The 16,342-nt window shown below is 67.3% G+C and carries 14 protein-coding genes; 12 read left to right on the top strand and 2 right to left on the bottom strand.

Features of this window, described 5'->3' with window-relative positions; translation table 11 throughout:
* The first annotated feature begins 126 nt into the window (after positions 1 to 126).
* From GKE62_RS16080 to GKE62_RS16030, 11 genes are all read left to right on the top strand, one after another.
* The gene (locus GKE62_RS16080) at positions 127 to 765 is read left to right on the top strand and encodes a GntR family transcriptional regulator (protein WP_154693112.1); all 639 of its coding nucleotides are present in this window, start codon (positions 127 to 129) and stop codon (positions 763 to 765) included.
* Positions 766 to 867: 102 nt separating this feature from the next.
* Positions 868 to 1,716 carry a cupin domain-containing protein gene (locus GKE62_RS16075; protein WP_195908477.1) on the top strand — a complete coding sequence of 283 codons (849 nt, stop codon included), beginning with the start codon at positions 868 to 870 and terminating at the stop codon, positions 1,714 to 1,716.
* A gap of 113 nt (positions 1,717 to 1,829) precedes the next feature.
* Positions 1,830 to 2,522, top strand: a complete 693-nt coding sequence (locus tag GKE62_RS18595; RefSeq protein WP_195908476.1) for a VOC family protein — start codon at positions 1,830 to 1,832, stop codon at positions 2,520 to 2,522.
* A complete protein-coding gene (locus GKE62_RS16065) occupies positions 2,522 to 3,220 on the top strand; it encodes a cupin domain-containing protein (protein WP_195908475.1) in 699 nt (232 codons plus the stop codon). The genes GKE62_RS18595 and GKE62_RS16065 overlap by 1 nt, the downstream gene beginning before the upstream one ends.
* 13 nt (positions 3,221 to 3,233) lie before the next feature.
* Positions 3,234 to 4,436 (top strand): MFS transporter, encoded by a 1,203-nt coding sequence (locus GKE62_RS16060; protein ID WP_154693109.1) that lies wholly within the window; start codon positions 3,234 to 3,236, stop codon positions 4,434 to 4,436.
* Complete coding sequence (locus GKE62_RS16055; protein ID WP_154693108.1) at positions 4,433 to 6,130, top strand: thiamine pyrophosphate-binding protein; 1,698 nt, start codon at positions 4,433 to 4,435, stop codon at positions 6,128 to 6,130. Before GKE62_RS16060 ends, GKE62_RS16055 begins: the two co-directional genes overlap by 4 nt.
* Positions 6,123 to 7,313 (top strand): NAD(P)/FAD-dependent oxidoreductase, encoded by a 1,191-nt coding sequence (locus tag GKE62_RS16050; protein ID WP_154693107.1) that lies wholly within the window; start codon positions 6,123 to 6,125, stop codon positions 7,311 to 7,313. Before GKE62_RS16055 ends, GKE62_RS16050 begins: the two co-directional genes overlap by 8 nt.
* Positions 7,310 to 7,966, top strand: coding sequence for a hypothetical protein (locus GKE62_RS16045; protein WP_154693106.1), 657 nt, complete (start codon positions 7,310 to 7,312; stop codon positions 7,964 to 7,966). The genes GKE62_RS16050 and GKE62_RS16045 overlap by 4 nt, the downstream gene beginning before the upstream one ends.
* Positions 7,963 to 9,423 carry an aldehyde dehydrogenase family protein gene (locus GKE62_RS16040; protein WP_154693105.1) on the top strand — a complete coding sequence of 487 codons (1,461 nt, stop codon included), beginning with the start codon at positions 7,963 to 7,965 and terminating at the stop codon, positions 9,421 to 9,423. Before GKE62_RS16045 ends, GKE62_RS16040 begins: the two co-directional genes overlap by 4 nt.
* 115 nt (positions 9,424 to 9,538) lie before the next feature.
* Positions 9,539 to 12,115 (top strand): TonB-dependent receptor, encoded by a 2,577-nt coding sequence (locus GKE62_RS16035; protein WP_154693104.1) that lies wholly within the window; start codon positions 9,539 to 9,541, stop codon positions 12,113 to 12,115.
* The gene (locus tag GKE62_RS16030; RefSeq protein WP_154693103.1) at positions 12,115 to 12,660 is read left to right on the top strand and encodes a VOC family protein; all 546 of its coding nucleotides are present in this window, start codon (positions 12,115 to 12,117) and stop codon (positions 12,658 to 12,660) included. Before GKE62_RS16035 ends, GKE62_RS16030 begins: the two co-directional genes overlap by 1 nt.
* Positions 12,661 to 12,923: 263 nt before the next feature.
* Here GKE62_RS16030 and GKE62_RS16025 read toward each other — a convergent pair whose 3' ends face one another.
* Positions 12,924 to 13,166 carry a DUF6356 family protein gene (locus GKE62_RS16025; protein WP_154693102.1) on the bottom strand — a complete coding sequence of 81 codons (243 nt, stop codon included), beginning with the start codon at positions 13,164 to 13,166 and terminating at the stop codon, positions 12,924 to 12,926.
* A 119-nt stretch (positions 13,167 to 13,285) separates the two neighbouring features.
* Here GKE62_RS16025 and GKE62_RS16020 point away from each other — a divergent pair, with 119 nt between their 5' ends.
* A complete protein-coding gene (locus GKE62_RS16020) occupies positions 13,286 to 13,750 on the top strand; it encodes an Lrp/AsnC family transcriptional regulator (protein ID WP_370516012.1) in 465 nt (154 codons plus the stop codon).
* Positions 13,751 to 13,789: 39 nt separating this feature from the next.
* Here GKE62_RS16020 and GKE62_RS16015 read toward each other — a convergent pair whose 3' ends face one another.
* Positions 13,790 to 16,117, bottom strand: coding sequence for a TonB-dependent receptor (locus GKE62_RS16015; RefSeq protein WP_154693100.1), 2,328 nt, complete (start codon positions 16,115 to 16,117; stop codon positions 13,790 to 13,792).
* Positions 16,118 to 16,342: the final 225 nt, after the last annotated feature.

The following is a 16,342-nucleotide window of genomic DNA, read 5'->3' as shown; positions in this document are numbered from 1 at the left end:
AGCTCACATCTAGCCGGCGAAGCCGCCATACGCCCGCGCGCAAATCGCCTGAGCGGTGATCGGCAGTATGGTATACCACCACCGCGACAGATTGCCAGCCGTCGAAGCCGGTGCCACAGGCAAGCGATGAATGCTTCCGACCAGGCCTATCTTGCCCTCCGCGAGCAAATCCTCGAAGGGCGGCTCAAGCCCGGCACCGCGCTCAAGGAGCGCGATCTGTGCGACGAGCTCAGCGTCAGCCGGACCCCGATTCGCGAGGCGCTGCGGCGCCTGTCGGCGGACGGTCTCGCCGAGGTCCGTCCCGGACGCTCGATCATCGTCAGCTCGTTCGATGCTGGCGAACTGACCGAGATCTTCGAGCTTGGCATCGTCCTCGAAAGCTTCGTCGCCAGGCTCGCCGCCGAAAAGGCGACCGACGCCGACATCGGCCGACTGGAAGCGATCGTCGCCGAGATGGCCAGCCTGGTCGAAGCGGGCGGCGCGCAAGAGGAAGTGGCATACGTCAAGCTCGACCAGGCCTTCCACGATACAATCGCGGCGATGGCGCGCAACCCGCGGATCGCCCAAATCCTCAAGCAGACCATGAGCTTCCGGGTGCTGGCCAACATCTTCGGCGCTTACGAGCCGGGCGATTTCGCGACATCGCTGGCGCAACATCGCACCATCGTCGGGGCTATCGCCAGCAGGGATGCGGACTGGGCGCAGTCGGCGATGGGCAGCCACATCCGCACCGGCCAGGCCGCACACCGCCGCCACGCCGGCTGATCGCTTCGCGAGCTTGCCCGGGGGCCCGTCGGCGGGGCAGGCCATGGTTGACTTGGTATACCAAATTTGGATATTGGGGCCGACGACGAGGGGAGCAACGCCGTGGCGCGACCGCATATCCTGTTTATCCAGGCCCCGGCCCTGCCGTGGCGCGACGGGCTGTATTCAGGGGCGCGGCCCGAAGTGCGATCCAAGCTGCTGTCGATCGACGAAGCGGGAACCGACGCGACCACCATCGTGCGCTATCCCGCGGGCTGGCGGCGCGACCGTCCCGAGCACCTCACCTGCCATGAGGAGTTCCTGATTCTCGAGGGCGAGCTGATCATCAACGGGCGCAGCTACACCCGCCAGCAATACGGCTTCCTGCCCGCCGGATACGTTCACGAGGCCGCCGCAAGCCCGGCGGGGGCGACGGTGCTGACGATGTTCTACGACGCCCCACAAGTCGTCGCCGGGTCACCGGCGACCCCGCACGATCCGGCGCTGCTGGTCGAACACGTCGATCCGCTGGGCATGGAATGGGACCCGGGGCTGGTCGATCCGCAACTGTCGAAGGGGGTCGCGATCAAGCCGCTGCGGACCGATCCCTACACGCAGGAAACCTCGTTCCTCTATATGTCCCCGCCGCACCGCGTGCCCCCCGGGATGGCCAAGCCGCAGTGGACCCACGCTATGGTCGAGGAGCTGTTCTGCCTGGCCGGAACCTACGTGTGGGGCGATTGCGGACGGATGGGTCCGGGCGGCTATGCCTGGTGGCGCGAGCGCGAATGGCACGGACCTTCAGGCACAGACACCGGCTACTTGCTGTTCGTCCGTACGATCGGCGGGCCGCTCGACAACACTTTCGCGACCGAGAAGAAGCCGTTCCGCTGGGATCCGCCCTATACCCCGCGGCTCCCGCCCGAGCTGGCGCGCTATGCCCGCGCCTACGAGGAGCCTCCGCTTGCCTGAAGCACGGCGCGCTGGCGTGGGAATCGCCCTGGCCCTCCCGGCGTGGTTCGGGGTTCGCGTCCTGGTTCCCCCCATGCCGCCAGTGTGGGCCGCGCGCCGCGCGGCGCCATCCGATGCATGATCCCTGGGCAAACGCCGCCGCGCTCGACGGGCTGGCAATCGATCATATCGGAATCGTCGTCCGCGACCTCGCCCCCACGCTCGCCTGGCTGCGCGGGCGCGGGTTCCGGGTCAACGACGGGGTGCCCCTGATGGGTGCGGACGGACCGCTCGGCCAGATCAGCGCGCATTGCGTGTTCGCCAACGGCTATGTCGAGATCAGCACGCCCGTGCCCGGCAGCGGCAACCACCTCGAGCCGCTGCTCGCGCAGGGCGAAGGCGTGTGCATTCTCGCGCTGGCGACCAGCGATGCCGCCGCCGATCACGCGCGCCTGGGTGCGCTCGCCGCCGGGCGGCCGCGCGCTTCGTCCCGCCGCGTCCAACTTCGCGAAGGCGAACGCGAAGCGCGGTTCGTCTGGTTCCCGCTGACCGAGGTCGTGCCCGGCGCGATTACCGCGGTCGTCGAGCATCGCGATCCCGATATCGTCTTCGCCGCCGAGCTGCGCGAGCACCCCAACGGCGCAACGCGGCTGGCCGATGTGCTGTTCGGCGCGGCACCTGCGCTGCCCGCGCTGGCGGCAGGCGATGAGCAGGCTGCGGCGCTGCTCGGCCAAGGCCTGTCTCCCGGCATCGCCGGGTTCTCCATCGGCGGCTGCACGGCGTTCGCCGATCGCCGCACCGGATTTCACGCGAGAGGCCTGCCATGATGACCCGTTCCGTTCACACCAAGGTTGGCGAATGCCGGTCCCTTCCCTCCCGCCAGGCGCTGCGCGGCAAGGCGAGTGCGGCCGTCGACCCTTCCGATCAGCTTCGCTTGCAACCAGCTCGGAGCGAACGAGCCTGGGTCGAGTTGGGTGGGCTGCTCATCGGCGCGGCGCTTGTCGCAAGCGCCCTTCCCGCCCAGGCTCACGCCTCCCATGCCCAATCCGGCCCGGCGCCGATCCGCCGCATCGTCACGACCGAGGATGCGGCCGGCCGCGCGGTGGTGCTGGCCGACGGGCACAGCGCCAACTCAGTCACGCTCAACGGCTCGACGATCACCCGGCTGTGGGAGACGCAAGGCTCGCCCGTGGCGGTTCCGGTTGCCGCCGATCTGGGGGCGACCGCGGGCAATGCCTATCGCCCCGGCTTCACCGGCAGCAGCCTCTACGTGGCGGACATTCCGCCCGGATCGAACCTCAAGGACATCCCGCTGCACAAGCAGGAGAGCATGGACTACATCGTGCTGCTGACGGGGCAGATCGATCTGGTCCTCGCCACTGGACCGGGGGGCGGCAAGCGGGTTGCGATGAAGCCGGGCGACGTGCTGATCCAGGCAGGCAACAACCACAGTTGGGTCAACACCGGCAAGACCGTGGCCCGGCTGCTGTGCGTGACCCAGACCGGCGTTCGCCCAAAGCCGTGACGGACTGGCGCTGATGTACCGCGGCTGGGCCGTGACCGGCGGCACGATCGCCACCCAGATGGCGCAGGCCGGGCTGCTGATCTACGGCTTTTCGGCGCTGGCGCTGCCGCTGGAGCGTGAGTTCGGCACCAGCCGGGGCGCGGTGATGGTGACGACCACCTGCCTCTCGCTCGCCTCGAGCGCGCTCGCCCCGCTCGCCGGGCGGGCGATCGACCGGGGATCGGTGCGGCGGCTGATGCTGCTGGCCTGCGCGATGCTCGCCGCCGGATTCCTCGCGCTCTCGAAGGCGGGAGCGCTGTGGCAGGTATGGACGATCTACTCGGTGCTGCTTGCCCCCGCCAACGTCCTCCTCGGGCAGCTTTCCAGCGCCGCGCTGATCACTCGCTGGTTCGGCCCCAGGCGCGGGCGGGCGATGGGAATATCCACGCTGGGCACCTCGCTCGGCGGGTTCGTGTTTCCGGTGGCGCTGGCCGCCGGGACGGCGGCGTTCGGCTGGCGGACAGCCGCCGCGCTGGTCGGTTGCGGCGCGGCGCTGGCGGTGGCGGCAATCGTCGCGCTCGCGATAGTCGATCGGCCCGCCGATGTCGGGCTGCCGGGCGAGGACAGCTATGCGCCCACCGGTCTCGAAATCGCGGACGAAGCCTTGTCGGCCTCCGCAATCCTGGCGATGCCGGCGTTCTGGATCATTACCTTCGGCGTCGGAATCAAGCTCGCCACCTATCTCGGCCTGGTCAACAACCTTGCCGCCTATGGTCGCGATCTGGGGGTCGGCGAGGTCGCCGCCGCGGGCCTGGTTTCCGTGCTTTCGGTCACCTCGATGGCGGGCAAGCTGGGGTTCGGCTGGCTGGCCGAGCGCAGCCCGCTCAAATGGCTGTTCGCCGGCGCGCTGGGCCTGACCATCCTCGCCTTCGCCGGGCTGATCGCGGCGCGCGGCTATCCCTCGCTGCTCGCCGCCTGCCTGCTGCTCGGGCTCGCCACGGGGGGCATGCTGCCGCTGTGGGGGCTGATCGTCGCCCAGGTGTTCGGCCAGGCCTCGTTCGGCCGCGCGCTCGGGCTGACCAACCTCATCATGGTTCCGCTCACCGCGACCGCCTCGCCACTGGCGGGGTGGAGCTACGATGCGACCGGCGGCTATCGCACGGCGATCCTCGCCTCGATGGCATTGCTCGCGCTGGCGACGGCGCTGATCGCGCTGCTGCCGAGGCAGGGGCGATGACCGGCGCGGAACGGATCGCGGCGCAACTGGCCGCGCAGGGCGTCGCGACGGTGTTCGCGGTGGCGGGCGCGTCGCACACCTGGCTGCTCGACGCGCTCGACCGCGCGGAGTTCGCGATCGTTTCCAGCCGTCACGAAAGCGGCGCGGTGGGCGCTGCGGACGGCTATGCCCGCACCCTTGCCGATCGCCGCCCGCCGCGGCTGGGGGTGGCGCTGATCGTCGCCGAGCAGGGCATGGCCAATGCGATCGGCGGACTGGCGGTGGCGCACGCACTCGGCTCGCCGGTGGTGGTGCTCGCCGCCAGCCCGCCACGCGGCCACGCCGAGGCCGAGACCTCCGATCCACTGGCCCTGGTCGCCCCGGTGGCGAAGTGGGCGCGCACCGTGCCCAGCGCGGACCGGCTGGGCGACTATCTCGCCACCGCGATCCGCATGGCGGTAAGCGGGCGGCCCGGTCCGGCGGTGCTGGTGATCCCGCAGGACCTGTTCCAGGCCGAGAGCGGGGCAGCCGAACCGACCATCCTCGCCGCGCCATCCTCTCCCGCCGACGGCGATGCGATCGATCAGGCCGCGCGGATGCTGGCGGATTCTCAGCGCCCCTTGGCCATCGCCGGGTTCGGCGCCTTCCGCAGCGGCGCGGCGGATGCCTTGCGCGCCTTGGCGAGCGAGTTCGCGGTGCCGGTGCTCGGCAACGGCAGCGGGCGCGGGCTGGTCGCCGAAGACGACGCGCTCGGCTTTTCGTGGCCTTATGCCCAGATTGCCGCGCACCAGGCGGACTGCGTGCTGGTGGTCGGCGAAGTGCTGACCCAGCGGCTCGGGTTCGGGCTGGTGCCGCGCTTCGCGAGGACCGCCCGGTTCATCCAGATCGACGCGGTGGCCGAGGCGTTCGGGCGCAATCGCCCGATCGACTGCGCCTTGCTCGGCGATCCCGACGCCACCCTTGCGCTGGTGGTCGAGCGGCTGCGCGCGCGGCGGGTGGCAGCGAAACCATCCTGGTTGCCACAGACGCTGACGCAGCGCGCGGCGACGGTAGCGCGGCTGGCCAAGCCCGGCGGCGGCGCGATCCATCCGCTGACGCTGGCGGCCGCGCTCCGGTCGCGCCTGCCGGCGGACGCGGTGCTGGTCGGCGACGGCGCGGACATCGCCAACTGGATGTACGGGGCGCTGCGGGTGCGGCGCGCGGGCGGGTTCATGGATCACTACCCGCTGGGCGCGATGGGCAGTGGCACCGCGCTGGCGGTGGGCGCGGCGGCGGCCCTGCGCGAAATCGGCGATCCCGCGCCGGTGGTGCTGGTGACCGGCGACGGTTCGCTCGGCTTCCACCCGGGCGAGCTCCACGCCGCGGCGCGGGCCGGGCTGAACCTGAAGGTCGTGGTTGGCAACGACGGCGCCTGGGGGACCGAGGCGCACGGGCAACTGGTGGCGCTGGGGCGCACGCTCAACACCGAGCTGGGCATGCTGCCCTACGCGCGATTGGCCGAGGCGTTCGGCTGCGCCGGGCTGACCTGCGAGATGTTCGACGACCTAGGCGGGCAGCTGAATGCGTTGCTGGCGACATCCGGCCCCGCGCTGCTCGACGTGCGGATCGATCCTGCAGCGGGGGCCGAACTCAAGACCAACCCCCTCGCCTCGAACATCCTGTTCAGCGACATAGCCCAGGCGCAGAGTGCCTTCGAAGGGCCCGGCGATGACTGACGCGACCATCGCCATCGTCGGCGCCGGGCCGGTCGGGGTCTGCGCCGCGCTGTTCCTCGCCGCGCGGGGCATCGACAGCGTTCTACTCGAGGCGAACCCCGAGCCCGCGCACGATCTGCGCGCCTCGACCTTCCACCCGCCGACGCTGGAGATGCTCGACACGATCGGGCTTGCCACACCGCTGATCGAGCGCGGCCTGATCACCCGCGACTGGCAGGTCCGAATGCACGAGACCGGCGAGCGGGCGCTGTTCGACCTGGCGTTGCTGGCGGATGAAACGCCCTATCCGTTCCGGCTGCAGTGCGAGCAGGCGACACTCGTCGCATTGGGGCTGGAAGTCGCGCGCACTGAAGCAGCAGTAATCGTGCGACTGGGAGACGAAGTCTGCGGGCTGGTGCGCGACGACGACGCGCGCCCGACGTTGCTCTTGCGAAACGGCGAGCGGATCCAGGCGCGCTACGTGATCGCGGCCGACGGGGCAAGAAGCGTGGTTCGCCAAGAAGTTGGCGCGGGTTTCGAAGGTTTCACCTATCCCGAGACGACGATCCTGGCGACCAGCGGGTTTCCGTTTCACGAGCACCTCGCCGGACTCTCGAACGTGAACTACTGCTGGGCCGCCGAAGGCACCTTCAGCCTGCTGCGGCTGCCCACGCTGTGGCGCTGTTCGCTCTACGCCGATATCGGAGAAAGCATCGAGGACGCGCTGCAACCGGCTGCGATCGCTGAAAAACTCCAGCGCATCGTGCCCAGCGAGAGTGGCCACGCGGTCGCCGAGATCCGCGCCTATCGCATCCACCAGCGAATCGTCGAACGCTACGATCACGGCCGCGTCCTCCTCGCCGGCGACGCCGCCCACCTCAACTCCCCCTCGGGCGGCATGGGCATGAACGGCGGCATCCACGACGCCTGGGCAGCGGCCGAAGCGATCCGCGGGGTGTTCGATGGGGGTGACGAAGCTGTTGTTTTCGCGCGCTATTCCCGCACCCGCAAGGCCATAGCCGAAGAGCAGATCCTGGCCCAGGCGCACCGCAACCGCACCCGCATGCAAGAGCGCGACCCCACCCGCCGCCGCGCCGAACTCGCCGCCCTCCAGGCCATCGCCGAAGATCCGATCCGCTGCCGCGAACACCTGCTCAAGACCTCGATGATCGCCGGACTGCGCCAGGCCGAGGCGATGGCATGACCGCCGCCGTGCTCACGCCGATGGCCAATCCCACGGTCGAGGCCGAGTTGCGCCGCCTGTTACCCGTTGAATTTGCGTGGGTTGCCGGCCGCCTGGTCAGCGCCGAGCCCGATCCGATGCGCCGCCTCGTCGCCTATGCCGAAGGTGTCGCGCAGTCACTCGCCCAGTTCGACACGCTGCCGCTCTCGGTCGTCGGCTTCGCCTGTACCGGCTCGAGCTACCTCATCGAACCAGCACGGCTCGATGCCATCGCCGCGGCGTTGCCGGTCCCTGTCATATGGGCCGCCGACGCCATCCGTGATCGCTTGGCCCAAATCGGCGCGCGGCGCATCGCCATCGTCTCCCCGTATCCGGCAGCGCTGCACATTGCCGGCCTAAATTATTGGCGCGGAATGGATTTGGCTATCGTCCACGAGGAACGGGTCGAGATCGGTTCGCTCGATACACGCGCAATCTATGCACTCGTGCCATCCCAGGCGATCGCGGCGGTGCGCAACGCGGTGGCGGCGAAACCCGATGCAGTGCTGCTGTCCGGCACAGGAATGCCGACGCTCGACCTGCTCGCGCCGGGCGGCAATCCGCCGATCCTGTCCTCCAACTTGTGCCTCGCCGACGCGCTGGTCCGCGCCGTGCGCTCGGGAGACCGCTCATGACCGAACTCGTCACCAGCTTCGTCGCCGGCCGCTTCACCGACGGCGCGGGGGCCGAACGCCTTCCCGTGATATATCCCCACGATGAGAGCATCGTGGCCGAACTGGCCGAAGCCGACGCCGCCGAAGTCGATCGCGCCGTTGCCGCCGCGCGCGCCGCCTTCGCCAAGGGAGATTGGCGGCGCGCTCCCGTCAGCGAACGGCAGCGCGTGCTGCGCTGCATCGCCGCGCTGATCGACGAGCGCCAGGAAGAATTGGTCCGTCGCGAGCTGCTCAACACCGGGATTCCGATCCGTCAGATCCGGGAACGCCACATCCGCCGCGCGAGCATGAACTTCGCGTTCTTTGCCGACTATATCGGCCAGGTCTCGAACGAGAGCTATGAGCAGGAAACCCCGTTCCTGACGGTCGTCCGGCGCGATCCAGTGGGCGTTGCTGCGCTCGTCGCACCTTGGAATGCACCATTGGCGCTGGCGACGATGGAACTGGCCGGGGCGCTGGCCTTCGGCAACTGCGCGATCCTCAAGCCGAGCGAGCTGACCCCGCTCGAATTCGTCACGATCATGGAAATCTGCCGCGACGCGGGGATACCGGATGGCGTGGTCGGGCTGGTCAACGGCCGCGGTCCGGTGACGGGTCAGGCGCTCGTCGCGCACCCCGGGGTCGACGTGGTGGCGTTCATCGGGGGGACCGAGACCGGCCGCCACATTGCCCGGGCTGCGGGAGGCAACCTAAAGAAGTACGTCGCCGAACTGGGTGGCAAATCGGCCAACATCGTCACCGCGAACTGCGACCGCGAGCGCGCGCTCGACGCCGCGCTGCTGGGCATCTTTTCCAACAACGGCCAGCAATGCCTGGCGGGTTCACGGATTCTGGTCGAGGAATCGATCGCCGAGCAATTCATCGCCGATTTCGCCAGGCGCGCCCAGGCGATCCGGGTCGGTGACCCGGCGGACCCGGCGAACGAAGTCGGCCCGGTGATCAGCCGCGCCCAGTACGATCGCGTGCTGCGCTTCGCTGCCGATGCCGAGATCGTCTGCGGCGGGATGCGGGCCGCGGGGTTCGATAAAGGCTTCTACGTAGCCCCGACGGTGGCGCGCGCGAGCGACAATGCGACGCCGCTGTGCCAGGAGGAGATCTTCGGACCGTTCGCCACCTTCCTGACCTTCCGCGACATCGACGAGGCGCTGAGCATCGCCAACGACAGCCAATTCGGCCTCGTTGCCTATTTGTGGAGCGACGATCTGCCGACGGTGATGAAGGCGGCGGACATGCTCGATGCGGGTACCCTGTGGGTCAACACCCCGGTCGCTCGAGACCTGCGGGCGCCGTTCGGCGGGTTCAAGAACTCGGGCGTGGGCCGCACCGGGGGACACTCCAGCCGGGCGCTGTTCACAGAAGAGAAGGTTCTGACGCTGCCGATGGGCGGCTTCCCGATTGCGAAGTTGGGTATCGGATGATTGTGTGCCAGATTCGGCTATTTTTGCCATCTTAGCGCATTTGATGCGTATCTTTTCTTGACTTGGTATACCAAACTGGCGCATTTCTCCGTCCGCGGGATTGGGGAGCGGGTCGATGCAGCATGGGAAGGTTCTTTTCGCCGCGGCGCTGCCGCTGACCGGCTTGCCGGCCCATGCTTACGCCCAGGCCCAGCCACAGGAAGCCGCGGCGGCTGCGGAGAGTCCGGGGGCGCTGTCGGAAATCATCGTCACCGCGCGCAAGAAGGAGGAATCGCTCCAGGACGCGCCGCTGGCGATCACCGCGTTCACCGCCGAAGCGATCGACGAGGCGGCGCTGACCAATCTGCGCGACGTCAGCCTCCACACCCCAGGCTTCCAGTTCAACAACCAGGGTGGGCAGGAGCCGGGGCGTTACAACACCCAGCTCCGCTTCCGCGGGATGAGCACCAGCCAGTTCAGCCCCAGTTTCGCCACCGGCGCCCTGTTCATCGACGGGGTCTACGTGCTCAACGGCGGAACCTCGGTCTCGCTGATGGACGTCGAGCGGATCGAGGTGATCAAGGGTCCGCAATCCGCCCAGTTCGGGCGGAACACCTTCGGCGGCGCGGTCAATTTCGTGACCCGCTCCCCCAGGCTGACCAAGGCCTCCGGCCAGTTCGAGACCACGGTCTCGGCGCGCGGGCGCTACGACGTACAGGCGCTGTTCGAGGGCCCGCTGGTCCGCGACGTGCTGTCGGCCAGCATCGGCGGGCGGTTCTATTCCAAGCGCGGCGAGTATCACGCGACCGACGGCGGCCGCCTGGGCGACGAGCAGACCACCGCGGTCAGCGGCGTGCTCAACTTCGCGCCCTCCTCGCACTTCTCGGCCAGAGTCCGAGGGTTCTATTCACGCGACGCGGATGGCGCGCCGGCCGGCGGATTCATCGACGGCGACATCAACGACAGTTGCACCGGCAAGACGATCACCACTCCGACCGGCCAGACCGCCTCGCCCAAGCGCTACATCTGCGGCGCGCTGCCCGACCGCGGCGACGTCGTCACCCTGACCGGTCAGGATCTGTTTTCGTCGAACACGCTCATCGCCCAGCCGGTAGTCCAGGGCGGGGTCAACGTGCCTGCATCCTACGCGCTCGATTTCTACGCGAGCCAGCCGCAGCCCGGCGGAATTCCGTTCATCAACCGCGTCGGCTTGCGGCGCAACATTTCGCGGCTCTCGGCGATCGTGAACTACAACACCGGCGGATGGAATGTGGACGTGGTGGCGGGCATGAACCGTCAGCGCGCCAACTGGATCCGCGACGCCGACGTCACCGATACGCTCGGCTCATTCTCCAACGATCCGCAGCGGATCAACGACAAGTCGATCGAAGGCCGGATCAGCACCCCGCAAAGCTGGCCGATCCGCGCGATGATCGGGGCCAATTACTATACGCAGGACTTCATCGCCGCGGGCGATGGCGGCGCGGTGGTGCTGTATTGCGTGGTCACCAGCGACCAGACCAGCTTCAGCAAGTGCCAGTTCCCGTTCCGCAGCGCATCCAACTTCGGCAACAGCGACAAAACCCGCGTACTGGGCCTGTTCGGCAGCGTCGAGTGGGACGTTACCGACACGATCACCCTGTCCGCCGAAGGCCGCCAGCAGCGCGACCGCCTGACCAAGGGCGGCACGGTCACCGCCACCGGGGTAGGCGCCTCGGCGGTAAAGCAGACCTACAAGAAGTTCCTGCCGCGGATCATCGCAAGGTTCGAGCCGAGCGATGCGACCACACTCTATGCAAGCTATGCGGTCGGCGCGATCCCGGGCGACATCAACGCGGCCTTCATCCGCGGCGACGCGCGCGAACGGGCGCAGTATCAGACGCAGTTTCCCGACCTGAACGTCTCAACCGGGCAGGAAATACTCAAGGCCTACGAGATCGGCTGGAAGCAGCGCGCGCTCGACAACCGGCTGCGCTTCGCCCTGGCCGCTTACCACTATGACTGGTCGAACATCAAAGGCCGGGTCACCGCCAGCATCAACCAGACCTGCCGCACTGCCGGCGCGGGCGTGCTCGGCTGCGATCCGGCGGTAAATCCCACCGCCGCGGTCGGCCAGCCGGAGACGGTCCGCGACGCGGGTGGGGCGCTGGTGCCGCTGCTGCGTGGCAACAACGTGCTGGTGACCGGCGACGCGCGGATTTATGGCGGCGAGCTGGAAAGCAGCTTCGCCTTGACCGACGCCTGGACGATCGACGCCAACGTCGCCTGGGCGCATGCGCGCTACAAGGACTACCAGTTCAACTTCGTCGCGGCGATCGCCGGGTTCACCCAGATGAAAGGCAACGCCATCCCGCGGTTTCCAGAATGGAGCGGTAACCTCGCGGCGAGCTGGAAGGGGCGGTTGACTAGCTCGCTCGACGGCTTCTTCCGCGCCGACGCGATCTATTTCGGCAAGGCTTTTGCCGACGAAAGCAACCTCGCCTTCGCCAAACCCTATACGCTGGTCAATGTGCGTGCGGGGATGGACACCGGCGACTTGCGGTTCGAGCTGTTCGTCAACAACCTGTTCGACGAGGACCGCTATGCCGCCGCGGCGCGGTGGTCGAACTTCAGCCGCCCGGTCAACTTCGCGACGTTCACCGCGCATCAGGGTATCAACGTCTCGCCGCAGGCCAAGCGCGAGGTCGGGCTGCGGCTGGGCGCAAAGTTCTGATGCGCGCGGCGCTGGCCGCGTTCGCGCTGATGGCGGCGGGCGTCCCCGCCGCCGCCCAGGCGCCCGAGCCGGGGCTCGCCAGCGCCGTGGTCCGCGCAACATTCGTGGTCCGCGACATGGATCGGTCGATCCGCTTCTATCGCGAGGTTTTCGGCTATGCTGTCAAGTTCGACGGGCCCATCGCCAATCCCGAAAGCCGGGTGCTGCTCGCGCTGAAGCCCAACCAGACCGCGCGATTCGTGGTGCTCGACGGCGAGAAGACCTTCTCGGGCAAGCGGCACGAGGCGGTCGGGATCGGGCTGCTGTCGTTTCCCGGCCAGACCAAGCCCCGCCTCGCCCAGCCCCGCGGCAACGCCTTCGCCAGCGGGCAGGCGATGCTGGCGATCGAGACCAGCGACATTGCGGCGGTGATCGCACGGCTCAAGGCGTTCGGCGCGCCGATCCTCGTGGGCCCGGTGATCGGCCACGGTGGGCGCGAAACCGAAATCGTCACCAGCGACCCCGACGGCACGCGGATCCACGTGGTCGAGCAGCGGCCTGGTTAGAGCTTGGCGTCGGAATTTCAGAAGCAGTTTGTCGAAACCAAGGCTTCCAAATCAAACCCGTCGTCCCGGCGCAGTCCGGGGCCTAACCGGCTTCGCGTCTTCGTACTTCCGGGTGTTTGGCGAGGGCTTGGTTGGGCCCCGGCCTGCGCCGGGGCGACCGCTATCGCTTGTCGAGCGTGCCGAGGGATCGCGCGCAGGGCTCGCCCGTTGCGCACGATGTCTCGACTTCGCTCGGCATGTGCGGAACTTGGAGGTTGGTCCGGCTAGATCACGAAATCGAGGATGCCGGGTAGCGGCTTTACCCGGCTTACCACCATGCGCTCGTGCAAGGTGGTGATCTGGCGGCTGCCGGTACGCACGAACAGGAAAGGCAGGACGCCGTGCGCGATACACGCCAGGCCGCCCAGGACCATGCGCAGGCCGAACCCTGTCGCATGGCGAAAATGCTCGCCATAGGTCTCTCCGACCGAGGCGGGGTGATCCCGCAACAAGCTGGCGATGCGCATGTGCCCAAACTCCCCGTGGCCCTGAGCGCGAGTATACCCGAAGCCACGCGCAAAGTGTTCCCAAATTTTGCATCACATGCTACGCTATCTGCAATTTTGTTCTATCAATGGAGTTTCTAGTGCAACTTGACTCCACAGACTGGGCAATACTCGACATCCTTCAAGTCGATGCCTCTGCCCCGCTTCACGCGATCGGCGAACGGGTGGGGCTGTCGGCCAATCCATGCTGGAGGCGGATACGGCGCATGGAGGAGGCGGGCATCGTCGCCCGGCGCGTGGCCCTGCTCGACCCGGTCAAAGTCGGCCTGGCGACCACAGTGTTCGTGGCGATCCGCACCGCGCGCCACGACAGCGAATGGCTCGCCACCTTTGCCGCCGGAATCGCGGCGATCCCCGAAATCACCGAATGTCACCGCATGGCCGGCGAAGTCGACTACTTGCTGAAGCTGACGGTCCGCGACATCGCGCACTACGACCGCATCTATCAGCGTCTGATCGCAGCGGTGCCCGGCCTGAGCGATGTCAGTTCGAGCTTTTCGATGGAGGCGCTGAAGTTCACCACGGCGCTGCCGCGACCGAGCTGACTTCCTAACGGCCGCCGCGCCGCGCGCCATCCTCCCGGCCTAAAACTTGACCGTGGCCTCCACGCCAAGCTGGCGGCGCGGCGTGACCACGCCGAAATAGAACACTCCAGCATCGAGCGTGTTAGCGAGACGGCCACCGCTATGCAGGAAATCACGGGCAAAGGCACTGACCCGCAATTCCTTAAGCGCGTCGCCGCGATGGACGAAGGAGAGTGACGCATCGAGCGTGCCGTAGGCCTTGATCACGTCGCGCCCGGCACCGGTCGTGTCGGGAAACGGCGAGGACGTGATGTCGTCGATATAGGCATAGTCGATCGTCAAGCCCACGCTGTTGGCGTCGCTCACGCGCATTTGATAGTCGAGCCCGGCGTTGAAGGTCCACTCCGGCGCGCGGCGGAAGTTGCGTTGCTTGGAGACGTCGATGAACTGTCCCGGTCGGGTCAGGTCGGGGATCAGGAACGACTTGTACTGCGGGTCGAGATAGCCGCCCGACGCGCGCAGGGTCAGTTCGGGAGTCGGCCGGGCCTGGATTTCCAGTTCGGCCCCGCGGATCCGTGCGGATGCCGCGTTCTCGACGATCGTCTCGGTGCCGACCCCGGCGGCGCGAATGATGTCTTCCTGCTTGTTGTTGTATTCGACCCAGAACACCGTGGGGTTGAAGCGCAGCCGTCCGTCGAGGAGATCGGCTTTGAGGCCGGCCTCGAAGCTGTCGACCCGTTCCGGATTATAAGGTCCGATCGAGGTGGGCGTGGTTGCGCGCCCATTGAACCCGCCCGAACGGAACCCCCGCGACCAACTGGCGTAGAGCATCGTGTCGTCATTGGGCTTCCAATCGAGGATCACGCGTCCGGTGGGATCGCTGAAGGTCTTCTTCGCGCTGGCCGAGAACGGTGCGGGAATCGTGAAGTCGATCCCGAACTTCTTGGTCTCGGTGGTGTAGCGACCCCCAAGCGTCAGGCGGACGTTGCTGCCCAGCTTGATGATCGATTCTGCGAAGATCGCGTAGGAATCGAGCTTCTGGCGCGCCGTGAAGCCCTGCGCCGGGCCATTGAGGACATAGATCTGGCCGCTCGTCATGCCGTTATAGGGCAGCGGCCGGATCTGGTAGCTGGTGTGCAGATAATAAACTCCGGCGATCAAATCGACCGAATCGCTCAGATTGCCGCTGATCCGCACCTCCTGGCTGAGCTGCTTGTAGCTCTGGTCGCGCGCGGCCACGAACAACGGCACGTTGACCCCGGGTGCGAACGGCAAAGCGGGCGCGCCGGTATTCTCCTCGAGGATCGAATCGTCGGTGTCGCGATAACCGGTGATCGCGGTCAGCGCGAAATCACCGAGCTTGGAGTTGAGCTCGAACGATGCGTTCCAGCCGTCGATGCTGCTCAGGAAAGGAATGCTGGTGTTGGCGATCTTGAACTTCTCGGCGCGCTGGCGGACCACGCCCAGGGTATCGCAGCCCAGATCGCCGAAGCCGATCGAACGGGTGAAATCGCAAATCGTCCCGCCCGCGCCAAACGGCCGCCCGGCGGCCTTGGTGAGGTTGATGTTGCTCGGAAAAGTGCTGCGGTCCTTCTGGTAGTCGACCGAGGCGAGCGCGGTGGTCTCGCCGCCGAGATCGAACTGCGCGGCGATGCCGAGGTTGTAGTAGTCGCGCCCTTTCTCGCGCTTGCCGGTGGTCCGGTTGCGGGTGAACGAATCGCTGTTGCGGACCAGCCCGAACAGCTTGATCGAGACCGCGTCGCCCAGCTTGGGCAGGTTGACGACCGCGTCGAAATCGGTCGCGTTGAAGCTGGCGTAGCGGGCGTGGGCCTTAACTCCGAATTCGCCGGTGGGCCGGGTGCGGCGCACGCTGATCGTTCCGCCGATGGTGTTGCGCCCATAGAGCGTGCCCTGGGGACCGCGCAGCACCTCGATCGATTCGATGTCGGAAAAGTCGATGTTGGCGCCGGTGTTGGTGCCCAGGAACACCCCGTCGATCGCCACCCCGATCGCCGGGTCGAAGGTCTTCTCCAGGTCCGCGAAGCTGACCCCGCGGATCGACGCGCCGAGCGCGTTGCCCGCGAACGAGATACGCGAAAGCTGGACGTTGGGCAGGAACTTCTGAACGTCGCGGACGTCGGTGAGGACCGAGTTTTCCACCATCTTGGCGTTGAACGCGCTGATCGACAGCGGCGTGTCCTGGAGCAGCTCGTTGCGGAAGCGCGCGGTCACGATGATGTCGGGGTTGGTTCCCGTTTCTTCGGATTGCGGCGCCGCCACCGAAGCGTCGGGCGGCGGTGTCTGGGCCGCAGCGACTACCGGCAACGCCGCGCTGCCCACGGAAATGCACTGCAACACGCGCGTCAACATCTTGGTTGATTTGGACACAGTCACTCTCCCCGAACGAGTCCTCTACGAGACTTCGCCATTTCATTGATCGGCAATCAACTAAACCTGCGAGGACGACGCACCTCTACATTTGAATAGGGGGGCAATCTAACGGGTTATCCCATCTTTTTTTGGCGGCCTGTGGCGTGCGCCCGGTCCAGTTTTTTGCAATGGCACGCGCCATGACTTTCATTCGGGCAGCCGTTTGGCTTCCCCCGAAAGGAA

Origin of the sequence: Novosphingobium sp. Gsoil 351, assembly GCF_009707465.1 — a bacterium.
Classification (GTDB): Bacteria; Pseudomonadota; Alphaproteobacteria; order Sphingomonadales; family Sphingomonadaceae; genus Novosphingobium.
The sequence above is the reverse complement of the archived record's forward strand: the minus strand, read 5'-3'. Positions and strand labels throughout refer to the sequence as shown.